Genomic DNA, 21,585 nt, shown 5'->3' on the forward strand with positions numbered 1-21,585 from the left:
TAGAATGCCCGCATGACTGAATTCATCCCACCCGGCACCCGCTTCCACGCTCTGCCCTCGCCCTTCCCGTTCAAGCGCGGTGGCGCCCTGCATGGCGCACGGGTGGCCTACGAGACCTGGGGAACGCTGGCCGCCGATGCCAGCAATGCGATCCTGATCGTGACCGGCCTGTCCCCAGACGCGCATGCAGCGGCCAACGAGGCCAACCCGGCACCGGGCTGGTGGGAAGCGATGGTTGGCCCCGACAAACCCATCGATACCAACCGCTGGTTCGTGGTGTGCGTGAATTCGCTGGGCAGCTGCAAGGGCTCGACCGGCCCCGCTTCGCTCAACCCGGCCAGCGGTGAGCCCTACCGCCTTGATTTCCCCGAACTGTCAATCGAAGACGGTGCCCGTGCTGCGGTCGAGGTCGTGCGTGCGCTGGGCATCGGGCAGCTGGCCTGCGTGGTCGGCAACTCGATGGGCGGCATGACGGCCCTTGCCATCCTGATGCTGCATCCGGGCATCGCGCGCAGCCACGTCAACATTTCCGGCAGCGCGCAGGCGTTGCCGTTCTCGATCGCCATCCGCTCGCTGCAGCGCGAGGCGATCCGCCTTGACCCGCGCTGGAATGGCGGCCACTACGACGATGCCGAGTACCCCGAGTCCGGCATGCGCATGGCGCGCAAGCTGGGCGTGATCACCTACCGCTCCGCACTGGAGTGGGATGGCCGCTTCGGCCGCGTACGGCTGGATTCGGACCAGACCGACGACGATCCGTTCGGCCTGGAATTCCAGGTGGAAAGCTATCTGGAAGGCCACGCACGGCGCTTCGTGCGTTTCTTCGATCCGAACTGCTACCTGTACCTGAGCCGCTCGATGGACTGGTTCGACCTGGCCGAGTATGCCGACGGCGACGTGCTGGCCGGGCTCGCGAAGATCCGGGTGGAGAAGGCGCTGGCGATCGGCGCCAACACCGACATCCTGTTCCCCGTGCAGCAGCAGCAACAGATTGCCGATGGCCTGCGCGCCGGCGGTGCCGATGCGCACTTCATCGGCCTGGAATCTCCGCAGGGCCACGACGCCTTTCTCGTCGATTTCGAGCGTTTCGGCCCGGCCGTGCGCGGCTTCCTCGACGCGCTGTAAGTGGCGTGGCGGCGTAATCTCGCGCTGGCTGCTTTCGGCGCGTTGGCTGCATTGATGATCAGCGGCGTGCTGCCGCTGTGGCTGGGTGGCTGGTGCGTGCTGGCCAGCGCGGTGTCGTTCGGCCTCTATGGCCATGACAAGCGCGCGGCGCAGCGAAAGCAGTGGCGGATTCCCGAACGCACGCTGCAGCTGCTGGCGTTCGCCGGCGGCTGGCCCGGCGCGCTGCTGGGCCAGGCGATGTTCCGCCACAAGCATCGCAAGGCCGCGTTCCAATGGGTGTTCTGGCTGTGCGTGCTGGCCAACGTGGCCTCGATCGCGGTGATGCTGCGCGAGTTCTCGCGGTAACCGTTCGAATGGGTAGTGCCGGCCGCTGGCCGGCAACGTCATGATGTTCGACGCGGATGCGTGGTTGCCGGCCAGCGGCCGGCACTACCGGGGTGTTGTCACGCTTCGCGCTCCAACACCCCATCACGCAACCGGTACTGCGCATCGACCACGCCTTCGTGCAGGTCGTCGTGGGTGATCATCAACAGGCTGCGCCCGTCCAGCAACCCGGAGAGATCCTGCAGCAGCGCACGTGCGGTATCCACGTCCAACCCTTCGGTTGGTTCGTCCAGCAGCAGGATCGGCGCGTTGCGCAGCAGTGCCCGCGCCAGCGCCAGCCGTCGCGCCTGGCCAGCCGACATCGTCGCGCCGTTCTCGCCCACCCAGGCCTGCAGGCCACCGTTGCGCTCGGCCCAGTCGCCCAGGCGCACGCGACGGAGGACCGCCCACAAGGCGGCGTCGCTGGCATCGGGATCGCCCAACCGCAGGTTTTCTGCCACGCTGCCGGCAAACACCGGTGCGTTCTGTGGCAACCACGCCAGTTGCTGGTGCCACTCAGCCTGGGCGACGTCGCGCAGATCGCGGCCACCATAGGTGATTCGCCCCTGCTGCGGATCCCACAGCCGCAGCAGCAGGCTGGACAGCGTGGTCTTGCCACTGCCGCTGTCGCCGCGGATGGCGATGCGTTCGCCTGGCGCCAGGGTCAGCTGGAGACCGGACAGCACCGGCCGCGCCGCGCCCGGCCACTGGAAATGCACATCGTCCCAATGCACGCGCGCGGCTTGCGGCACCGGCTGTGGCACTTGCGGATCGTCCACCGTCGGCGGTTGCTCGACGATCGCCTGCAGGCGATCTGCGGCAATGCGCCCGGACTGCAGCGACTGCCAGGCCAGGCCCATGCCGGCCCACAGTTCGATCAACGCCACGGTCAGGAACACTAGGCCCGCCGCCATCTCCGGCGCGATGCGCTGCCGTTCGGCGGCGTGCAGGGCCAACGCCAGCATCGCCACCAAGCCCAGACCGGCCACCAGGCCGTGCAGGGTCGAGGCCGCGACCAGGCGCCAGCGACGGCGGCGGTCACGCGAGGCCAACTGCTTGGCTGCCACGCGCACCTTCAGCTGCCACGCGGCATCGGCATGCAGCGCGGCCAGATCTCCCGCCCCTTCCAACCCTTCAAAGGCCGCGGTGCGCAATGCGGCGCGATGCGCGGCGCGGTCGGCTTCTTCCTCATCGTGGCCACGCACGCCCAGCCACGGCACACCGAAGGCGATCAGCAGCGCCAGCACCGCCAGCAGCACTGCCGCCGACGGCAGGATCAGCGCCGCCGATGCAACCGCCACCACCGACAGCGCACCCAGTGCCACCAGCGGCCCGATCGCCCGTACCAGCAGGCCATCCACCTCGCCGATGTCGCCCAGCAGTCGCGCCAGCAGCTCGCCGGTGCGCGTAGCGCCCAGCCGTGCCGGCGCCAGTGGCAGCGCGCGGCGGAAGAACCAGACGCGCAGATCGCGGGCGATGCGCAGGGTGGCATCGTGGCCCACCAGCTTTTCGAAGTAGCGCGACACGATGCGCGCCAGGGTCAAGCCACGGATACCCGCAGACGGCGAGAAGAAATTGAATCCCTGCCCCAGGCCTGCGGCACCGGCCAGCGCGGCCGCGGTGAGGAAACCACCGGACAGGCCCAGCAATGCAGTGCCGGCCAGCATCGTGGTCCACAACAACAGGATCGTCAGCAACAGGCGCGGACGGTGGCGCAGGAACACCGCGCGCAGCGAATCGGGCGAACGGCTCATGCGCGCACCGCCTGTGCCGGTTCCACCAGGCGGCCTTCCGGCAGCAGCAGGCAACGATCGGCCCAGGCGATCACCGCCGGGCTGTGGGTGGCGACCACCACGCTGCGGCCACGTGCATATGCGGCCAGGCTGCGCAGCAATGCCGCTTCGGTATCGGCATCCAGGAACGCGGTGGGTTCGTCCAGCAGCAGCACCTGCGGATCACGCAGCAGGAGGCGGGCCAGGCCGATGCGACGCGCCTCACCACCGGACAGGCCGAAGCCACGTTCGCCGATCACCGTATCCAGCCCCTGCGGCAGGCGCTGCGCAAACTGCAGTACCTGCGAAGCCTCGGCCACCGCGCGCAGGCGCGCATCGCTGGCGCCGGGATCGGCCAGGCGCAGGTTGTCGGCGATGCTGCCGTGGAACAGGTACGGACGCTGGCTGGCATAGGCCACCTGCACGCCGGGACGCACCTGCAGCTTGCCGGCACGCGGCGGCAGCCAACCGGCCAGCGCCTCCAGCAACGTACTCTTGCCGGACCCGCTGGGACCGACCAGGGCCAGGCGCTGGCCCGGTTCCAGCAGCACGTCCAGATCCTGCAGCACATCGTGCGGCGCGCCCAGCGGACGCAGCACCAGACCCTGTGCCCGCAGCGGCGGCAGCGCGGCCTCGGCCGGCTCCACCGCCAGCGGCGCGGCTTCGTTCTCGATCAGGCCCTGCTCACCGGGCAGCGACTGCAGCAGGCGCTCCACCTCAGCAGCGGCAGCCAGCGCATTGGCACGGTCGTGGTAGTGCGCGGCCAGCCGTCGCAGCGGCGCATAGAATTCCGGCGCCAGCAGCAGGCAGAACAGGCCCGCCCCCAGCGTCGGTACCGTTGCATGCAGCGACATCATGCCCAGATAGCTCAGCCCGAGGTACAGGGCGACCATCGCCACGCTGACCGAGGCGAAGAACTCCAGCACCGTGGACGACAGGAAAGCGATGCGCAGAACCTTCAGGGTGCGCACGCGCACGCCTTCGGCAGCTGCCTCGATCCCCTCCAGCTCAGCCTCGCCGCGGCCATACAGGCGCAGCAGGCCCAGGCCCTTGATGCGGTCGGCGAAATGGCCGCTCATCCGCGCCAGCTCACCCAGCTGCGCGCGGCCGGCCGCTTCGGCCCCCCAGCCCACCAGCATCATGAAGAACGGTACCAACGGTGCAGTGAACAGCAGGATCAGCGCCACCACCCAGTCGACCCAGGCTACGGCGGCCAGGATCAGCAGCGGCACCACCACCACTTCGGTGCGTACCGGCAGGAAACCGCTGTAATAGCTCTCGATCGCATCAGCGTGATGCAGCATCAGTTCGCCCAGTTCGCCGGTGCGGCGCTGGCGCAGCCACAGCGGCCCCAGGCCAAGCAGGCGTCCGAACACGCGTTCACGCAGGGCCAACCGCGCGGCATCGGCCACATCACCGGCGGCGGCCTGGGTGGCGCTGCCCAGCAGCGTGCGCGCCACCAGGATCGCCGCCAGACCGCCCAGCACCGGCAACCCCGAGGCCAGCGGCGCGCGCTCTACCAGCACCTGCTGCACCAGCCAGGCGATGGCGGCCGCCTGGCCGATCAACAGGGCACCGGACAGGCTGATGCACAGTGCCGCCAGCCGCTGGCGGCCTCGAGCAGGCCGCGCCAGATCGGCCAGCCACGCGCTGCGGGCGCGCCGCTGGCGGGTCGTTTCGGCGTCCTGGGACAGGGCGACGGAGGAGGTTTCGGCAGCGCTCAAGGGGTCTTCACGGGCAACGGGGGAGACACGGCATTGTAGGCGCAGGCAATGGCCGGCCTCTGCGGCCAGCAGTCGCAGTCTTCATCAGGTTGGCATACGATCAACCGGGGCACCTGTTCATACATTGATCTGGATCAAGGCTGTTTGAAGTAGTCGGTCACATCATTCACGTCGTAGACCACCCTTCCCGCCACCTGCAACGGCACTATCCAACGAGGTAGCCAGGCCATGATTGATCAGACAGTCGTAGAACTGTCGCGGCTGCAATTCGCGCTGACCGCGATGTACCACTTCCTATTCGTACCGCTCACCCTCGGCCTGTCCTTCATGGTGGCCATCATGGAGAGCGTGTACGTGATGACCGGCAAGGAGATCTGGCGCAGGATGACCCTGTTCTGGGGCGTCCTGTTCGGCATCAACTTCGCCATGGGTGTCGCCACCGGCATCGTCATGGAATTCCAGTTCGGCATGAACTGGTCCTACTACAGCCACTACGTCGGTGACATCTTCGGTGCGCCGCTGGCCATCGAAGGCCTGATGGCGTTCTTCCTGGAAGCCACCTTCGTCGGCCTGTTCTTCTTCGGCTGGAACCGCCTGACCAAGGTCAAGCACCTGATGGTGACCTGGCTGATGGCGCTGGGTACCAACCTGTCGGCGATCTGGATCCTGGTCGCCAACGGCTGGATGCAGAACCCGACCGGTGCGGTGTTCAACCCGGAAACCATGCGCATGGAAGTGGTCGACTTCATGGCGGTGGTGTTCAACCCGGTGGCGCAGGCCAAGTTCGTGCACACCGTCAGCGCCGGTTATGTGACCGGTGCGGTGTTCGTGATGGCGATCAGCGCCCTGTTCCTGCTGCGCAACAAGCACAAGGACCTGGCCCGTCGTTCGTTCGCGGTGGCCGCAGCGTTCGGCCTGCTGTCCTCGCTGTCGGTGGTGGTGCTGGGTGACGAGAGCGGTTACGCCGCCAGTGAACACCAGAAGATGAAGCTGGCCGCGATCGAAGCGATGTGGGAGACCGAGCGTGCGCCGGCCGACTTCACCGCCTTCGGCATCCCGAACCAGGACACCCACCAGAACGACTACGCGGTGAAGATCCCGTACCTGATGGGCCTGATCGCCACCCGTTCGTTGAACCAGCCGATTCCGGGCATCCTGGAACTGGTCGAGCGCGCCGAACACCGCGTGCGCGGTGGCCAGCTCGCCTACGGCGCGCTGGAACGCCTGCGTGCGAACAAGAACGACGTGGAAGCGCGCGAGATGTTCGACCGCCACTGGCAGGACCTGGGCCACGGCCTGCTGCTCAAGCGCTATCGCGATGACATCCTCAACGCCACCCCGCAGGAAATCTCGCAGGCGGCGATGGACACGGTGCCGCGCGTGATGCCGCTGTTCTGGACCTTCCGCGTGATGGCCGGCCTGGGCTTCTACCTGATCGCCTTCTTCGCGCTGGCCTTCTACTACTCGTGCCGCAACAACTTCCAGGACAAGCGCTGGTTCCTCAAGCTGGCCCTGTGGACGCTGCCGGCACCGTGGATCGCGATCGAGTGCGGCTGGTTCGTCGCCGAATACGGCCGCCAGCCGTGGGCGGTCGATGGCGTGCTGCCGACCTTCTATGCGGCATCGGGCCTGGCGCTGCATGAAATCGTGCTGACCCTGGCCGGCTTCACCGCGATCTACACCGCGCTGATCGTGGTCGAGATCAAGCTGATGCTCAAGGCGATCCGCAAGGGGCCGGACGAACTGCTGCCGTCGCTGCAGTCGCCCCAGCCGCATGCTTCCCACATTGCCTCGGCGCCGGCCGCCGGCCAGGCCTGAGGCAGGAGAACCAAGATGGATTTCATTCTTCTGGACTACACCACGCTGCGCGTGATCTGGTGGCTGCTGCTCGGCATCCTGCTGATCGGCTTCGCCGTGATGGATGGTTTCGACCTGGGCGTGGGCACCCTGCTGCCCTTCGTCGCCCGCACTGATGCGGAGCGCCGCCGGGTGATCAACACCATCGGCCCCGTCTGGGAAGGCAACCAGGTGTGGCTGATCCTGGGTGGCGGCGCGATCTTCGCCGCCTGGCCGCCGCTGTATGCGGTCAGCTTCTCCGGGTTCTACCTGGCGATGTTCGTGATCCTGTTCGCCCTGATCCTGCGTCCGGTCGGCTTCAAGTTCCGCAGCAAGATGCCCAGCGAACGCTGGCGCAACACCTGGGACTGGGCGCTGTTCATTGGTGGCTTCATTCCCGCACTGATCATGGGCGTGGCCGTGGGCAACGTGCTGTTGGGCGTTCCGTTCCATTTCGATGACAGCATGCGCATCTTCTACACCGGCTCGTTCTTCGGCCTGCTGATGCCCTTCGCGCTGCTGGCCGGCCTGCTCAGCGTGTCGATGCTGGTCGCCCACGGTGCGGCCATGCTGGTGATCAAGACCGACGGCCCGGTGGCCGATCGTGCTGCCCGCTTCGGCAGCATCGCGGCAATCATCGCCTTCGTGCTGTTCGCAGTGGGTGGCGCCTGGGTGGCCTTCGGCCTGCCGGGTTACCAGATCACCTCGCAGGTGGTTACCGATGGCGCCACCAATCCGCTGCTGAAGACCGCCGAACTCGGCGCCGCCGGTGGCTGGATGCGCAACTACAGCGCGATGCCGGCCACGATCCTGGCCCCGCTGCTCGGCCTGGCGGGCCTGCTGGCCAGTGCGGTGCTGCTGCGTGCCCGTCGTGGTGGCCTGGCCTTCATCGCCTCCGGTGCGGCCATCGCCGGCATCATCCTGACCGTCGGCTTCGCCATCTTCCCGTTCCTGCTGCCGTCCTCGAGCCAGCCCACCTCCAGCCTGACCGTGTGGGATGCCTCGTCCAGCCACCTGACCCTGTGGATCATGCTGCTGGCCACGGCGGTGTTCCTGCCGATCATCCTCGCCTACACCACCTGGGTGTACCGCGTGCTGAAGGGCAAGACCACCACCGAAGAGATGGGCAACAACCCGAACGCCTACTGATTGCCGGTGTGCCGGCCGACGGTCGGCACACTCTTGAACAAAGGAGATTGACCATGTGGTACTTCGCCTGGATTCTCGGTGCCGGCCTCGCCTCGACGGTGGCCATCCTCAACGGCATGTGGTTCGAAGCCCGCGAGCAGAACCGCATCGAGAAAGAAAATCGTCGCTGAGCTGTAAAAAAACCTTGCCGCCCTGGCCTTCACACGGTATCTTAGGCGGCTCCTTCGGGGTGTAGCTCAGTCTGGTAGAGCGCTACGTTCGGGACGTAGAGGTCGCAGGTTCGAATCCTGTCTCCCCGACCACTCACGTGGTCGCATTGAAGCCTGGTGAAGTCATCCAGGCTTTTTTGTTCCCTGAGGTGGCACTGCTTCGGCAGTGTGAAGAAAACAGCATTCACCCCTTGCCGCCATCGGGGTGAATCGCTAGAATAGGCGGCTCCCTTCGGGGTGTAGCTCAGTCTGGTAGAGCGCTACGTTCGGGACGTAGAGGTCGCAGGTTCGAATCCTGTCTCCCCGACCACTTCGGTGGTCACCAAGAAGCCTGGAAGACATCACTGTCCTCCGGGTTTTTTTGTACCCGGCGCCAGGCCGCCCGCATGACGGGACCTTGCCGGAGCGCACACGTACAATGGCCGCGCTGCCGGCCCACCTGCAGCCACCACTCCCCCACCTGCCGCTTCGGCGTAGACCGATGCCGGCGCTGCATGCCATTGCCGCGGCGTGCGACACCTGCAAGGACCACCGATGAGTTCCTCCACTTCCGATTCGCCGTCGCTGCTGCACGGGCGCGTGCTGGCTTTCGCCGCCATCCTGCTGGCAGCGATCAACCTGCGCACCGCAGTAACGTCGATCACGCCCCTGCTGGACGTGCTCGGCCAGCAGTTCGGCTTCGGTACCACCATGACCGGCGTACTGGGCATGCTGCCGACCGCCTCGTTCGCGCTGTTCGGCGTGGCCACGCCGGCACTGGCGCGGCGCCTGGGCCTGGAACGCACTACGCTGCTGGCAATGCTGATGGCGATGGCCGGCCTGCTGCTGCGCTCCAGCGCCGGCAACGTCGGCACGCTGCTGCTGGGCTCGGTAATCGCGCTGGCCGGCATGGGCATCGGCAACGTGGTGGTGCCGCCGCTGGTGAAGCGTTACTTCGCCAACAAGGTCGGCACCATGAGCACGCTCTACATCAGCGTGCTGCAGCTGGGCACGATGCTGCCGGCGCTACTGGCAGTACCGGTGGCCAACGCTGCAGGCTGGCGCGTGTCACTGGGCATGTGGGCGCTGCTTGCACTGGCCGCCGCGCTGCCGTGGCTGGTGCTGGCCAGGCGCGCACCGAAGCCGCTGGCCGACGCCGCCGATCCCACCGCGCAGCCGCACGGAAAGGTCTGGCGCACGTCGCTGGGCTGGAGCATGACGCTGATGTTCGGCATGACCTCACTGATGACCTATTCGATGTTCACCTGGCTGCCGCGCATCGTGGTCGAGGCCGGTGGCACGCCTGCATTCGGTGGCGTGATGGTAGCGGTGTTCTCGGCACTGGGCCTGCTGCCGTCACTGGTCATTCCGTCGATGGCGGTACGCATGCAGAACCCGTTCCCGCTGGTGCTGATCGGCTTCTTCTCGTTCGTGATCGCCTTCACCGGGCTGCTGCTGGCGCCGATGAAGGCTCCCCTGCTGTGGGCCTGCCTGCTCGGCGTCGGCCCGTCCACCTTCCCGCTGGCGCTGACCCTGATCAACCTGCGCACCCGCACCCCGGCCGGCTCGGCCGCGCTGTCGGGCTTCATGCAGGGCGTGGGCTACAGCTTCAGCTGCCTGGGCCCGTTCCTGGTCGGCTGGCTGCATACCGTCAGCAATGGCTGGACGCTCCCGTTCAGCTTCCTGTTCGGCTGCGCCACCCTGATGCTGTGCGCCTCGTGGGTCGCCTGCAAGCCCCGCAAGCTGGAAGATCTCTGGTAGCCCGGCCGGGGCCGCCAGACGGCCCCGCCTACCGCTCGTCAGACACCGGGCAATCTTGACGCCGAACTGACAATTCCGGGCGGATAGTGCCCACGAATGCCCTTCCTTGCCGCGTGCCGGCATCGGGCATGGGGGCGGCAGCGCCGCCCAGGCCACCACTCGGTGTGCGGGGGACTCTCGTTTCAGACAAGACATTGCAGGTCGCTGTCCGGGTTGTATCCGTCTTCAATGGGCGGGAACGCACGAAGGGAGTGACGCGGGCCACGGCCACGCCAAATACTGGCATGTGACTTGCGTCACATTTTCGCAGGTTGTCTGGTTCGGAAGCCAAGGGGGTCCCCAATGGTTGTCCACCGCCGGCTGGCGCTCTGCGTCGGCCTCGCATGCACCGCTCTGGCCTGGACCAGCGGCGCGGCTCCGTCCGACCGCGACGCGGCCCTGGCCGAGATCGGCCGCTACCGCGACCAGGCCCGCTGGCTGGATGCGCTCGGCGCAATCGAGCGCGCCAGCCAGCAGCAGCCCAACGACGATCTGCTGTTCAAGCTGCGCGTGCTGACCCTGGGCGACATCGGCAATGCCTGGCGCGCCTGGGAGCTGTACCAGCAGCGGCCGCAGCTGTTCGACGACGCCCAGAAGCAGCGCCTGGAAGGCGACTACCTGGCCAAACTCGTGGTCTGGAGCCTGGCCTACAGCAGCAGCGAGGACAGCCGCCTGGAAGAAGCCGAGTCGACCCTGGCGCGCATGCAGCGCTACGTCGGCGGCGAAGGCACCCCACCCTCGCAGGCCCCACTGCGCATCCGCATGGACCGGCTGATCCTGCTCAACCGGCTGGGCCGCCATGTACAGGTGCGTGAGGAAGCACGAGCCCTGCAGGCCGAAGGCCACACCCTGCCCGACTACGTGCTGCCTGCCGTGGGCGATTCGTTGATGGGCACCCTGCACCCGGAAGAAGCCATTCCGGTACTGCAGGCGGCCGTCGCTGGCGATCCGGCGCGCGACGCCTCGCATTCGGAACTGGCCTACGCCTACCTGGAAAGCGAGCAGCAGGAAAAGGCGATCGACCTGCTGCAGGCATGGCGCGACAAGGAGCCGGCGTGGCGCTGGAGCAACGGCAAATCACCGTACGCGAACTGGTCACGCTACGAGGCCGATCTCAACCTGGCAATGGTGCGCGCTTACAGCGGCGACCTGGTCACCGCGCAGCACGACCTGGAGTCGATGGTGGACATCGCACCCGGCAACGGAGGCCTGCAGAGTGCGCTGGGCAGCGTCTACATGATGCGCGGCTGGCCACGCAGGGCGCTGCAGCGGCAGCAGATGGCACACGCGCTGGACCCGCGTGACATCGAACCGCGGCTGGGCATGGAAGAGGCCTACGTCGCCCTGCAGCGCGACGACCTGGCGCGGCCGCTGCACGATGACCTGGTCGCACGCTATCCCACCCAACCGGCTGTCGAACGCATGGACCAGGCCTGGCGTGCGCATCGCGGCTGGCAGCTGAAGGCATGGACCGACATCGGCCGCAGCTCCGGTGGCGGTGGCACCTCGCCACTGGGCAACAACGATCGCCACTATGGTGTGGAAGTGGAGACACCGATCCTTGATGACCGCTGGCGTTTGTTCGCCCTGGCCGACCGGCGCTCGACCGATTTCCAGGACCAGCGCATCGATCCCCTGTGGCTGGGTGCGGGCGTGCGCTACCGCTTCGGGCAGCTGGATGCGGAAGCGGCCGTCCTGCGCGCCAACGACCACATCGGCGATACCGGCCTGCGGGTCGGCGTCGGCTGGCAGTTCAACGATTACTGGCACGCCGGCCTGGTGGCCGCGCGCAATGATCCAGACGCCTCGATGCAGGCACGCGCGGCCGGCATCAGCGCCGACAGCGTGAGCGCACAGGTGGACTACCGGCGCAGCGAGCTCACCCATTGGATGCTCGGTGCCAGCCGCTTCCGCTACGACGACGGCAACCATCGCGAACTGTTCAGCACCAGCATTGAACAGCGCCTGTTGACCCGCCCGCGCTGGCTGCTCGATGGCCTGGCCAGTGCCTATACCAGCCGCGGCAGCCGCGACGACGCGCCCTACTTCAATCCGAAGCGCGACCGCATGGTCGAGATCGGCCTGCGCATCGACCAGCAGCTGTGGCGCCACTACGAGCGCCACTTCCGGCACCGGCTGACCGTCTCGCTGGGTGACTACTGGCAGGACGGGTTCGGCAGTGCGCTGGTGCCGACGGTGTCCTACATGCACGAGTGGCAGCTGGGCCCGGGCCGCGTGCTCGAATACGGCGTGCGCTGGTCGCGGCCGGTCTACGACGGCCACCGCGAGCGTCATATCGGCTTCGAAGCCGCACTGCGCTGGGGAGACTGACATGGCCTGCTTCCTGCGACTGATCGTGCTCCTGCTGCTGGCCGCCATGCCGCCGGCGTTCGCGCAGCAGGCCGCGCATCTCGATGCGATCGACAATGGCCTGCTGATCCTCAGCTACCACGACATCCGCGACCAGGTCGCGGCCAAGGGCGATGCCGATACCTATGCGGTGAGCACGCAGAACTTCGCCGCACACCTGGACTGGCTCGGCGCGCATGGTTATCACCCGGTCTCGCTGTCGCAGGTGATCGATGCCTCGCAGGGGCGGGCCACGCTGCCGCCCAAGCCTGTGCTGCTGACCTTCGATGACGGCCTGCGCAGCGTCTACGACAAGGCCTTCCCATTGCTGCAGGCCTACCGCTACCCGGCACTGGTGGCGGTAATCACCGACTACGTGGACATGGCTCCGGGACGCACCATCGACTACGGGTACCGGCCGTTCGGCCGCGATGACTTCGTCACCTGGGCGCAGCTGAAGCAGATGCACGACAGTGGCCTGATCGAAGTGGCCAGCCACACCGACGACCTGCACCACGGCGTGCTCGCCAATCCACAGGGCAATTCCACGCCCGCCGTGGTCACCCGCATCTACAGCCCGGCCACGCACAGCTACGAGACTGAAGCGCAGTATGGGCAGCGCCTGCGCACCGACCTCGCGCGCAGCGTGCAGCGCATCGAGCAGCACCTGGGCGTGCGCCCGCGCGCCATCGTCTGGCCGTACGCGGCCTACAACCAGTTGAGCAATGACATCGCCGAACAGCTGGGCATGCCGGTGTCCTTCGATCTGGAGGGCCGCAGCACGCCGGTGGCCAGCGACCTGCATGGCCTGGCGCGCTTCCTGGTCAGCGACAACCCGACCGTGGAAGGCCTGGCCTACGAGCTGCGCCGCGATGTCGCGCTCGATGGCATCCGTGCCCTGCAGATCGACCTGGATGATGTCTACGACGCTGACCCGGCGCAGCAGGCACGCAACCTCGATGCGCTGGTCGAACGGGTCAAGCGCATCGCGCCGACGCACGTCTACCTGCAGGCGTTCGCCGATCCGGACGGCAACAACACGGCCGATGCGCTGTACTTCCCCAACCGTCACATGCCGATGCGGGCGGACCTGTTCAGCCGCGTCGCCTGGCAACTGAAATCCCGCGCCGGCGTGAAGGTCTACGCATGGCTGCCGGTGCTTGGCTTCGAGCTGCCCGACCCGGCGCAGCGCAAGGCGCTGGCGATCCGCAACGGCGATGCCGACGGCATGTACCGGCTCGACTTCACCAACCCGAAGGCCCGCCAGATCATGCTCGACATCTACGAGGATCTGGCGGTCAATTCCTACTTTGAAGGCCTGCTGTTCCATGACGACGGCTACCTGCGCGACACCGAGCTGCCGGCACTGGCAGCCGGCGGCGATGGCAGTGCGCGCACGCAGGCGCTGATCAGCTTCACCCTGGCGCTGCGCGACAGCGCGCAACGCTGGCGCCCGAAACTGGCCACCGTGCGCAACCTGTACGCTGAGCCGGTACTCCGCCCGCAGAGCGAGGCCTGGTTCGCGCAGCGCCTGGACCTGTTCAACAAGGCCTATGACCAGACCGCGCTGATGGCGATGCCGTGGATGGAAGGCAGCAAGCACCCCGAGCGCTGGCTGGACCAGCTGCTGGCCGCAGTACGCGCACACGACCCGCAGCTGCAGCACACCCTGTTCGAGCTGCAGACCGTCGATTGGCGCAACGGGCAACCGATTCCCGCCGAGCGCCTGCGCGCACAGATCCGCCAGTTGCAGGCACAGGGCGTGCACCACTTCGCCTGGTACCCGGACGATTTCATCGCCGACCAGCCCTCCACCCGCGATGCCCGCGCGGCGATGTCCGCCGGCACCTTCCCGTACCCGGAGAAGTGACATGGACATGCATCCGCTGCTGCAGGTCCTGTTCCAGTTCGCTTTCTACTACCCGATGGTGATGGCGTTCTTCTGGATGTCCGGCGGCCTCTACTACTACTACCGGCGCGAACGCCACTCGCGCCCGCGCAACGACCCTCCATTGATGGTCGAGCCCCCCTTCGCGAGCCTGCTGGTGCCCTGCCACAACGAGGCAGAGAATCTGGATGACACACTCACTGCGGCGCTGGCCCAGCGTTACCCCGCCGACTACGAAGTGATCGCCATCGATGATGGCAGCAGCGATGACACCGGCGCGCGGCTGGATGTGCTGGCGGCAAGGCACCCGCGGCTGCGCGTATTGCACCTGGATCGTAACCTGGGCAAGGCCAATGCGCTGCGCATGGGCGCACTGGCCGCTCGCTCGGAGTACCTGGTGTGCATCGACGGCGATGCAATGCTGGAGGAACATGCGCTGCACTGGATGATCTGGCACCTGGTCAGCGGCAACCGGGTCGGTGCGGTCACCGGCAACCCGCGCATCCGCAACCGCTCCACCCTGCTCGGCCGCCTGCAGGTGGCCGAGTTTTCCTCGATCATCGGCATGATCAAGCGCGCGCAGCGCGTATACGGGCGCATCTTCACCATCTCCGGGGTGATCGCCGGCTTCCGCCGTACCGCCCTGCATCAGGTCGGCTGGTGGTCGGATGACATGGTGACCGAGGACATCGACATCAGCTGGCGCCTGCAGCGCGCGCACTGGGACATCCGCTACGAACCCAATGCGCTGTGCTTCATCCTGATGCCGGAGACCCTCAAGGGCCTGTGGCGGCAGCGCCTGCGCTGGGCCCAGGGCGGCGTGGAGGTGATGCTGCGTCACGCGCGCTCGCTGCTGCACTGGAAAGAGCGGCGCATGTGGGGCGTGCTGCTGGAGTACGTGCTGAGCGTGATCTGGGCCTACACCATGTTGTTCATCGTGCTGCTGTGGGCACTGGGCAAGTTCATCGAGCTGCCGCCGCAGCTGCATATCGCCAGCCTGCTGCCGCAGTGGCATGGCGTGATCCTGGCGCTGGTCTGCCTGCTGCAGTTCGCCAGCAGCCTGATCATCGACCGACGTTACGAAACACAGATTGGACGCAACTATTTCTGGGTCATCTGGTACCCGATGGCGTACTGGCTGATCAGCCTTTCCACCACCCTGGTGGCGTTGCCGAAGACACTGCTGCGCCGTCGCAGCAAGCGCGCCACCTGGACCAGCCCTGACCGGGGGATCCGATGAACGCGCAACGCCCGTCCAACCGCTTCGACTCACGGATGATCCGCAAGCCACACCGCCAGCCGCGCTTCCAGCGCACCGCCTGGGGATTCGTCACGCTGGCGTTCTGGGGCTTCTACTTCTACCTGTGGGCGCCCCTGGTGACCCTGTTCTCGTGGTTGGTTGGCGGCCAGCTGGCCTGGCAGCAGCTGTACGAACGGCAAAGCCAGTTCGATCCCTACGTGCTGGTGGCATTGCCGCTGATGCTGCTGGGCGCCAGCGTGCTGCTGATCGGCTGGGCCGAGTACAACCGCGCCCGCTTCCGTGGCCACGAACGCCGCCTGCCGCGGCCACTGGCCAGCCTCAACGAAGTGGCCGCCGATCTGGGTGCCAGCACGGGGCTGGCCGAACGCCTGATGGGCTGCAAGGCCGCCACGTTGCACATGGATGATCACGCACGTCCGGTCGGCATCCGCCGCGAGGTGGTGTAGCCCGACAACCCGGTGGGGTGCCGACCCTGGTCGGCGCTTGTGCCTGGTGGGTGCCGATCATGGTCGGCACCGGGGTCTGCCGCGAAGAACACCCACGCATGGCGTGGTTCCACTTATGTGCGCGTCTGCCCTTCGCCACGCACCACGAAACGTTCGACGGTGAGCGCTTCCAGACCCATCGGGCCATAGGCATGCAGGCGCGTGGTGGAAATGCCGATTTCGCTGCCCAGGCCCAGCTGGCCACCATCGGAGAAGCGCGATGAGGCATTGACCATCACCACCGCCGAGCGCAGCGCAGTGACGAAGCGCTCGGCATGGTCGGCGTCTGCGGTCGCGATCACTTCGGTGTGGTCGGAGGTATAGCGGCGGATGTGCGCGATGGCCGCATCGAGGTCGTCCACCACGCGCACGGCCAGCACAAGGTCGAGGAACTCGGCGGCGTAGTCCTCCTCGGTCGCCGCCGTGCTGCCCGGCAGCAGCGGCTGCGCCTGCGCATCGGCGCGCAGCTGAACGCCACGCTGGCCAAGCGCCTGCGCCACGCGCGGCAGGAAGGAATCGGCTACGTCACGGTGTACCAGCAGTGTCTCCAGAGAATTGCAGGCGGCTGGCCGGCTGCACTTGCCATCCACCAGCAGGTCGATAGCCTTGCCCAGGTCGGCGCTGGCATCCACGAACAGATGACAGACACCCTTGTAGTGCTTGATCACCGGTACCCGCGCATGCTCGGCAACGAAACGGATCAGGCCTTCGCCACCCCGTGGAATCGCCAGGTCGATCAGCTCATGCAGCTGCAGCAGTTCCAGCATCGCCTCGCGGCGCAGGTCGGTCAGCACGGTCACGGCGGCCGGCGGCACGCCATTGGCCTTCAATGCACCGGCGAGTGCCTGCGCGATCGCGGTGTTGGAGTGAATTGCCTCGGAACCACCGCGCAGGATCACGCCGTTACCCGCCTTCAGGCACAGCGCCGCGGCTTCGGCGGTCACGTTCGGGCGCGCCTCGTAGATCATCGCGATCACGCCCAGCGGCACGCGCACCTTCTGCACACGGATGCCATTCGGGCGCACGTCATCGCGGGTGACCTCGCCGACAGGATCTGGCAATCCGGCCACTTCGCGCACGGCTTCGGCCATCGCGAACAGGCGCGGCGGGTCCAGTGCCAGACGATCGAGCATGGCGCTGCCCACGCCCTTCTCGCGCGCGGCGGCGAGGTCACGTGCATTGCCGGCCAGGATCAACCCTGCATTCACTTCCAGCGCCTGCGCCATCGCCAGCAGCAGCGTGCGTCGTGCCGCGCCGTCGAGGCCGGCAACGATCTGCGCCGCATCACGGCAGGCACGCGCCTGCGCTTCGATCTCGCTCATCGGTGTCTCCTTCAATCCGGTCATGGCAGCACCAGGTCGTCGCGATGGACGACGCTGCCGCCGTAGTTGTAGCCGAGCACGGCCTCGATGTCGCGCGAATGGCGGCCGGCGATCCGGCGCACATCATCGGCCGCGTACTGGCTGACGCCGCGCGCGACGCAGACACGGCCCTGCGGCGCGTTCCAGCACACCTGCACCATGTCGCCACGGCGGAACACGCCCTCTGCACCGGTGATGCCACCGGGCAGCAGCGAGGCGCCCTTCTCGCGCATCGCCTGTGCCGCACCGGCATCGATGACGATCACACCCTCGGCCAGCGGTGCATGCCGCAGCCAGTGCTTGCGGGCGGCCTCGCGGCTGCGTGCGGCATGGATGCGGGTGCCGAACAGGCGGTCCTGCGCCAGCGCGCGCACCACGTCACCGCTGCGGCCATTGAACAGATAGGTTTCGATGCCCAGGCGTCCGGCCTTCGCCGCCGCCTCCAGCTTGGTGCGCATGCCGCCGGTACCGGCGCGCGAGCCGGCGCCGCCCGCCATCGCCAGCACCTCGTCACCCAGTTCCGGCACGTCGTGCAACGGCCGCGCATCGGCCACGGTGCGCGGGTCGGCGCTGTACAGGCCATCGATGTCGGTGGCGATGAACAGCGCATCGGCGTCGACCAGCGCCGCCACGGTGGCAGCCAGGTTGTCGTTGTCGCCGAGCTTGAGCTCATCCACCGACACGGTGTCGTTCTCGTTGACCACCGGCAATGCGCCCAGGCGCAACAGTTCACTCAACGTGGCGCGTGCATTGAGGTAGCGGCGGCGGTTGCGCAGGTCGTCGTGGGTCAGCAGCACCTGCGCCACCGGGCGCTCGAAGAAGCGCTGCCAGAGCCCGATCAGCTGGGCCTGGCCGAGCGCGGCCAGGGCCTGCCGCGCCGCCATCGCCGCGCCCGGTTCATCGGCGCGCGGCAGGATTGCGCGCCCGGCAGCGACCGCGCCGGAAGATACGATCACCACCTCGCGCCCGGCCAGGAGATTGGCCGAGACGAACTGCGCCAGGCCCAGCGCGTGGCGTGGCGACAGGCCGCCGCCATCGGCTGCCAGCAGGCTGCTGCCGACCTTGAGCACCGCACGCCGCCACGGCGGCAGCACCTGTTCGGGGAACGGCGAGGCGACAAGGGCAGCGTGCTGGATCATCGGTCAGGCTCTCAGCGGGTGTTCCATTCGTGCACGGTCAGGTCGGAGGCCTGCATCGTCACCAGTGGATCGGTGGCGACGATGGCCCGCGCCTGCGCCAGGCTGTCCACGTTGCACAGCACGTAGGCGCCACCGCTGCCATCGGCGAAGCCACCGGTCAGCTGCAGCTTGCCCTGCGCCTGCAACGCATCGAGGAAATCACGATGCGGCTGCACCGCTGCATCGTTGAAGTCCGGCCGGCGCATCGCCAGCACCAGATACACCGTGGCCGCCATCAGGACAACGCCTGCCAGCGCGCGCGAAGTTCGTCCAGGCGCAGGTCAGCGGCCGAGCCCGGCGATACACGCGCAGCCAGGCTGCCTTCCGGCGTGCGTCCCTGCCCTGCACTGTCGGCACCGGCCGCAGCCGCCTTGTAGGCCTCGCGGAACGGCACACCGGCCACGGCCGCTTCCACCGCCACGTCGGTGGCATACATGCCCGAATCGATCGCCGCACGCAGCCTGTCGTCGCGCCATTCCAGGTTGGCCAGCAGCGCCGGCAGCAGCTCCAGCGCGGCCAGGCCACGGCCGAAGCCGTGGAAGATGGCACCCTTGGACGACTGCAGGTCGCGATGGTAGCCGGACGGCAGCGACAGCAGCTGCTCGATCTCGGTGCGCGCAGCGGCGACGCTGGCGTGGGTGGCGCGCATCAGCTCGATCACATCCGGATTGCGCTTGTTGGGCATGATCGAACTGCCGGTGGTGTACTGCGCCGGCAGCGCGACGAAGCCGAACTCGGCGCTGGTGAACAGCGACAGGTCCCACGCAATGCGGCGCAGGTCCAGCGTGGCGCCACCGAGCGCTTCCAGTGCAGCCAGCTCGAACTTGCCACGCGACAGCTGCGCGTAGATCGGCGAGATCTGCATGCGCGCGAAGCCCAGCGCGGCGGTGGTGTGCTTGCGGTCCAGCGGCAGGTTCACGCCGTAGCCGGCGGCGGTGCCGAGCGGATTGGCATCGACCAGTGCATGGGTGTCACGGGCGCGGATGGCGTTGTCGATGAAGGCCTCGGCCCAGCCCGCCCACCACATGCCGGCCGAGGACACCACGGCACGCTGGATGTGGGTGTAACCGGGAATCGGCAGGTCCTTCTCGGCCTGCGCGCGGTCCAGCGCGACCTTTGCCACTTCGGTGCTGAGCTGGGCAACGCGCTGCAGCTTCTCCTTCAGCCACAGGCGCGTGGCGACCAGGATCTGGTCGTTGCGGCTGCGGCCGGTGTGGATCTTGCGACCCGCATCACCAAGGCGTTCGGTCAGGCGCGCCTCGATCGCCGAGTGGCCATCCTCGTACTGCGTATCCAGCACGAAGCGGCCTTCGCGGAAGTCCTGCGCCAGGATCTCCAGTTCGCGCAGAAGTCCGGCAAGCTCATCGGCACTGAGGATGCCGATGTGCTGCAGGCCCTGCGCATGCGCGGAGCTGGCAGCGATGTCATGCAGGAAGAACTCGCGGTCGAGGATCACGTCGTCGCCGGCGAGGAAGGTCTGGATCTGGGCGTCGACGGCGACGCCGGGCTTCTGCCAAAGAAGGTCTGCCATGGGGGCTCCGGAATGCGTGTTCAGTGCGGGATCGACGTCAGTTCGTCGATGCCCAGCGCGAGGTTGAGATTCTGCATGGCCTGGGTGGCCGCGCCCTTCAGCAGGTTGTCCAGCGTCGCCACCACGACCACGCGCTTGCCGCCCGGCGCGAGCGTGAAGCCACCGACCTGGGCACCGTGGCGGCCGGCGATGCGGCTGACCCACGGCGCTTCGTCCAGCACTTCGATCAAGGGTTCACCGGCATAGGCCTGCTGGAAGCGCTCGACGATCTGCTCACGGGTCTGCACGCGGTTCAGCCACAGGTTGGCGGTCAGCGTGATGCCACGGAAGTGCGGCGCGACGTGTGGCATGAACTCGACCGCCACGCCCAGCTGTACGGACACCTCGCGCTCGTGCACGTGGTTGGTCAGCGCGTAGGGCATCAGGTTGTCGGCCAGCAGTTCGACGTTGTTCTTGTCCGACGGCGTAGTACCGGCACCGGAGTAGCCGGAGACACCGAAGCACTGCGGCGGACCCGCCAGCAGGTCCAGCAGCGGATGCACCGCCAGCTGCATCGCGGTGGCATAGCAGCCCGGGTTGCTGATGTGCTTCTGGCCGTTGTACCGGCCGCGGGTCAGCTCCGGCAGGCCGTAGTACCAGCTGTTGTCGAAACGGTAGTCGGCCGAGAGGTCGACGATGACGGTGTCCGGCTTCGCGGTTTCAAGCGCAGCCACGAACGGCGCGGCCAGGCCGTTGGGCAGGGCCAGGATCACCGCGTCCACGCCCTTGGCCGCCACCGCATCGGCGTCCAGGTTTTCGTACTGCAGCTCGCCCTGGAATTCCGGGTGGTGGTCGGACAGGCGCTGCCCGGCGCGCTCGCGCGAGGAGACGAAAGCCAGCTTCAGCCGCGGGTGGGCGGCCACCAGCTTGATCAGCTCGGCGCCGGTATGGCCGCGGGCACCGACGATGCCCAGGGTGAAGGTCGAATCGTTCATGCGTGACTGTCCAGGCGGTACTGCAGGTGGCGCTTCACGCCCTGCCATTCCGCATCGATGATGGAGAAGATGACGGTGTCGCGCGGCGTGCCGTCGGCGTGCCGCTTGTGGTTGCGCAGCACGCCATCCTGCTTGGCGCCGAGGCGGGCGATGGCGGTGCGCGAGGTGACGTTGAACCAGCTGGTTTCCAGCACCACGCTGATGCAGCCCATGGCCTCGAAGGCGTGCTGCAGCAGCAACAGCTTGGCCTCGGTGTTGGCGCCGGTGCGCTGCACGCGCGGCGTGTACCAGGTGTAGCCGAGGCTGAGCTTGGGCACGCTGGCATCCATGTCGTAGAAGCGCGTGCTGCCGATGATGTCACCGGCGGCGTCGCGGATCACGAACGGCAGCACCTTGCCTTCGGCGTGCGCCTGCAGCGCGGCCTGTACATAGTGCTCGACCTGCTGCGGTGACGGCACCTGGGTGTACCAGAGCTGGTCCAGGCCGCTGCCTTCGAGGGCAGCGCGCAGGCCGGGGACATGCTCAAGCTGCAGCGGCTGCAGCGCCACGTGCTGGCCGCGCAGGGTAGGCACCGTGTTCCAAACGTCAGGATTGGTCATCG

18 protein-coding genes and 2 tRNA genes are annotated in these 21,585 nt (G+C 67.4%); 12 read left to right on the forward strand and 8 right to left on the reverse strand.

Going from position 1 to position 21,585, the window contains the following annotated elements; translation table 11 throughout:
* The first annotated feature begins 12 nt into the window (after positions 1–12).
* Positions 13–1,125, forward strand: coding sequence for a homoserine O-acetyltransferase MetX (metX, locus tag ACS0OT_RS13315; protein WP_065178268.1), 1,113 nt, complete (start codon positions 13–15; stop codon positions 1,123–1,125).
* Positions 1,126–1,470 (forward strand): DUF1294 domain-containing protein, encoded by a 345-nt coding sequence (locus ACS0OT_RS13320; RefSeq protein WP_065178267.1) that lies wholly within the window; start codon positions 1,126–1,128, stop codon positions 1,468–1,470.
* Positions 1,471–1,568: 98 nt separating this feature from the next.
* On the opposite strand, the gene cydC is transcribed toward ACS0OT_RS13320, so the two are convergent.
* Positions 1,569–3,242 carry a thiol reductant ABC exporter subunit CydC gene (cydC, locus tag ACS0OT_RS13325; protein WP_065186049.1) on the reverse strand — a complete coding sequence of 558 codons (1,674 nt, stop codon included), beginning with the start codon at positions 3,240–3,242 and terminating at the stop codon, positions 1,569–1,571.
* Entirely contained in the window at positions 3,239–4,984 is a 1,746-nt protein-coding gene (gene cydD, locus ACS0OT_RS13330) for a thiol reductant ABC exporter subunit CydD (protein ID WP_442255853.1), read from the reverse strand. The genes cydC and cydD overlap by 4 nt, the downstream gene beginning before the upstream one ends.
* Before the next feature lie 228 nt (positions 4,985–5,212).
* Here cydD and ACS0OT_RS13335 point away from each other — a divergent pair, with 228 nt between their 5' ends.
* From ACS0OT_RS13335 to pgaD, 10 genes are all read left to right on the forward strand, one after another.
* On the forward strand, positions 5,213–6,802 hold the full coding sequence (locus tag ACS0OT_RS13335; RefSeq protein ID WP_005417669.1) for a cytochrome ubiquinol oxidase subunit I: 1,590 nt from the start codon (positions 5,213–5,215) through the stop codon (positions 6,800–6,802).
* A gap of 15 nt (positions 6,803–6,817) precedes the next feature.
* Positions 6,818–7,969: a cytochrome d ubiquinol oxidase subunit II gene (cydB, locus tag ACS0OT_RS13340; RefSeq protein WP_069139781.1), complete on the forward strand. Its 1,152-nt coding sequence runs from the start codon at positions 6,818–6,820 to the stop codon at positions 7,967–7,969.
* Positions 7,970–8,022: 53 nt separating this feature from the next.
* Positions 8,023–8,139 (forward strand): cytochrome bd-I oxidase subunit CydX, encoded by a 117-nt coding sequence (gene cydX / locus ACS0OT_RS13345; protein ID WP_005410354.1) that lies wholly within the window; start codon positions 8,023–8,025, stop codon positions 8,137–8,139.
* A gap of 55 nt (positions 8,140–8,194) precedes the next feature.
* Positions 8,195–8,271, forward strand: a tRNA-Pro gene (locus tag ACS0OT_RS13350).
* Between the two features lie 140 nt (positions 8,272–8,411).
* A tRNA-Pro gene (locus ACS0OT_RS13355) sits at positions 8,412–8,488 on the forward strand.
* 224 nt (positions 8,489–8,712) lie between these two features.
* Positions 8,713–9,918, forward strand: a complete 1,206-nt coding sequence (locus tag ACS0OT_RS13360) for a CynX/NimT family MFS transporter (RefSeq protein ID WP_065178262.1) — start codon at positions 8,713–8,715, stop codon at positions 9,916–9,918.
* Between the two features lie 342 nt (positions 9,919–10,260).
* Positions 10,261–12,288 (forward strand): poly-beta-1,6 N-acetyl-D-glucosamine export porin PgaA, encoded by a 2,028-nt coding sequence (gene pgaA / locus ACS0OT_RS13365; RefSeq protein WP_065186046.1) that lies wholly within the window; start codon positions 10,261–10,263, stop codon positions 12,286–12,288.
* A 1-nt stretch (position 12,289) separates the two neighbouring features.
* Entirely contained in the window at positions 12,290–14,176 is a 1,887-nt protein-coding gene (pgaB, locus tag ACS0OT_RS13370; RefSeq protein ID WP_065186045.1) for a poly-beta-1,6-N-acetyl-D-glucosamine N-deacetylase PgaB, read from the forward strand.
* A gap of 1 nt (position 14,177) precedes the next feature.
* Positions 14,178–15,434, forward strand: coding sequence for a poly-beta-1,6-N-acetyl-D-glucosamine synthase (pgaC, locus tag ACS0OT_RS13375; RefSeq protein WP_065178259.1), 1,257 nt, complete (start codon positions 14,178–14,180; stop codon positions 15,432–15,434).
* A complete protein-coding gene (pgaD, locus tag ACS0OT_RS13380) occupies positions 15,431–15,901 on the forward strand; it encodes a poly-beta-1,6-N-acetyl-D-glucosamine biosynthesis protein PgaD (protein WP_065186043.1) in 471 nt (156 codons plus the stop codon). Before pgaC ends, pgaD begins: the two co-directional genes overlap by 4 nt.
* A gap of 113 nt (positions 15,902–16,014) precedes the next feature.
* Here pgaD and ACS0OT_RS13385 read toward each other — a convergent pair whose 3' ends face one another.
* The 6 genes from ACS0OT_RS13385 to ACS0OT_RS13410 are packed head-to-tail and all read right to left on the reverse strand — an operon-like array spanning position 16,015 to position 21,583.
* Entirely contained in the window at positions 16,015–17,286 is a 1,272-nt protein-coding gene (locus tag ACS0OT_RS13385; protein ID WP_065196623.1) for a glutamate-5-semialdehyde dehydrogenase, read from the reverse strand.
* The gene (gene proB / locus ACS0OT_RS13390) at positions 17,283–18,440 is read right to left on the reverse strand and encodes a glutamate 5-kinase (RefSeq protein ID WP_065186042.1); all 1,158 of its coding nucleotides are present in this window, start codon (positions 18,438–18,440) and stop codon (positions 17,283–17,285) included. Before proB ends, ACS0OT_RS13385 begins: the two co-directional genes overlap by 4 nt.
* A gap of 11 nt (positions 18,441–18,451) precedes the next feature.
* The gene (locus ACS0OT_RS13395; RefSeq protein WP_065178255.1) at positions 18,452–18,715 is read right to left on the reverse strand and encodes a YciI family protein; all 264 of its coding nucleotides are present in this window, start codon (positions 18,713–18,715) and stop codon (positions 18,452–18,454) included.
* Positions 18,715–20,010, reverse strand: a complete 1,296-nt coding sequence (argH, locus tag ACS0OT_RS13400; RefSeq protein WP_442255854.1) for an argininosuccinate lyase — start codon at positions 20,008–20,010, stop codon at positions 18,715–18,717. The genes ACS0OT_RS13395 and argH overlap by 1 nt, the downstream gene beginning before the upstream one ends.
* A 20-nt stretch (positions 20,011–20,030) precedes the next feature.
* The gene (argC, locus tag ACS0OT_RS13405; RefSeq protein WP_065178253.1) at positions 20,031–20,984 is read right to left on the reverse strand and encodes an N-acetyl-gamma-glutamyl-phosphate reductase; all 954 of its coding nucleotides are present in this window, start codon (positions 20,982–20,984) and stop codon (positions 20,031–20,033) included.
* Positions 20,981–21,583, reverse strand: a complete 603-nt coding sequence (locus tag ACS0OT_RS13410) for a GNAT family N-acetyltransferase (RefSeq protein WP_065186041.1) — start codon at positions 21,581–21,583, stop codon at positions 20,981–20,983. The genes argC and ACS0OT_RS13410 overlap by 4 nt, the downstream gene beginning before the upstream one ends.
* Between the last annotated feature and the right edge of the window lie 2 nt (positions 21,584–21,585).

It is taken from the genome of Stenotrophomonas maltophilia group sp. RY12688, from assembly GCF_052149045.1.
GTDB classification, from domain to species: domain Bacteria; phylum Pseudomonadota; class Gammaproteobacteria; order Xanthomonadales; family Xanthomonadaceae; genus Stenotrophomonas; species Stenotrophomonas sepilia.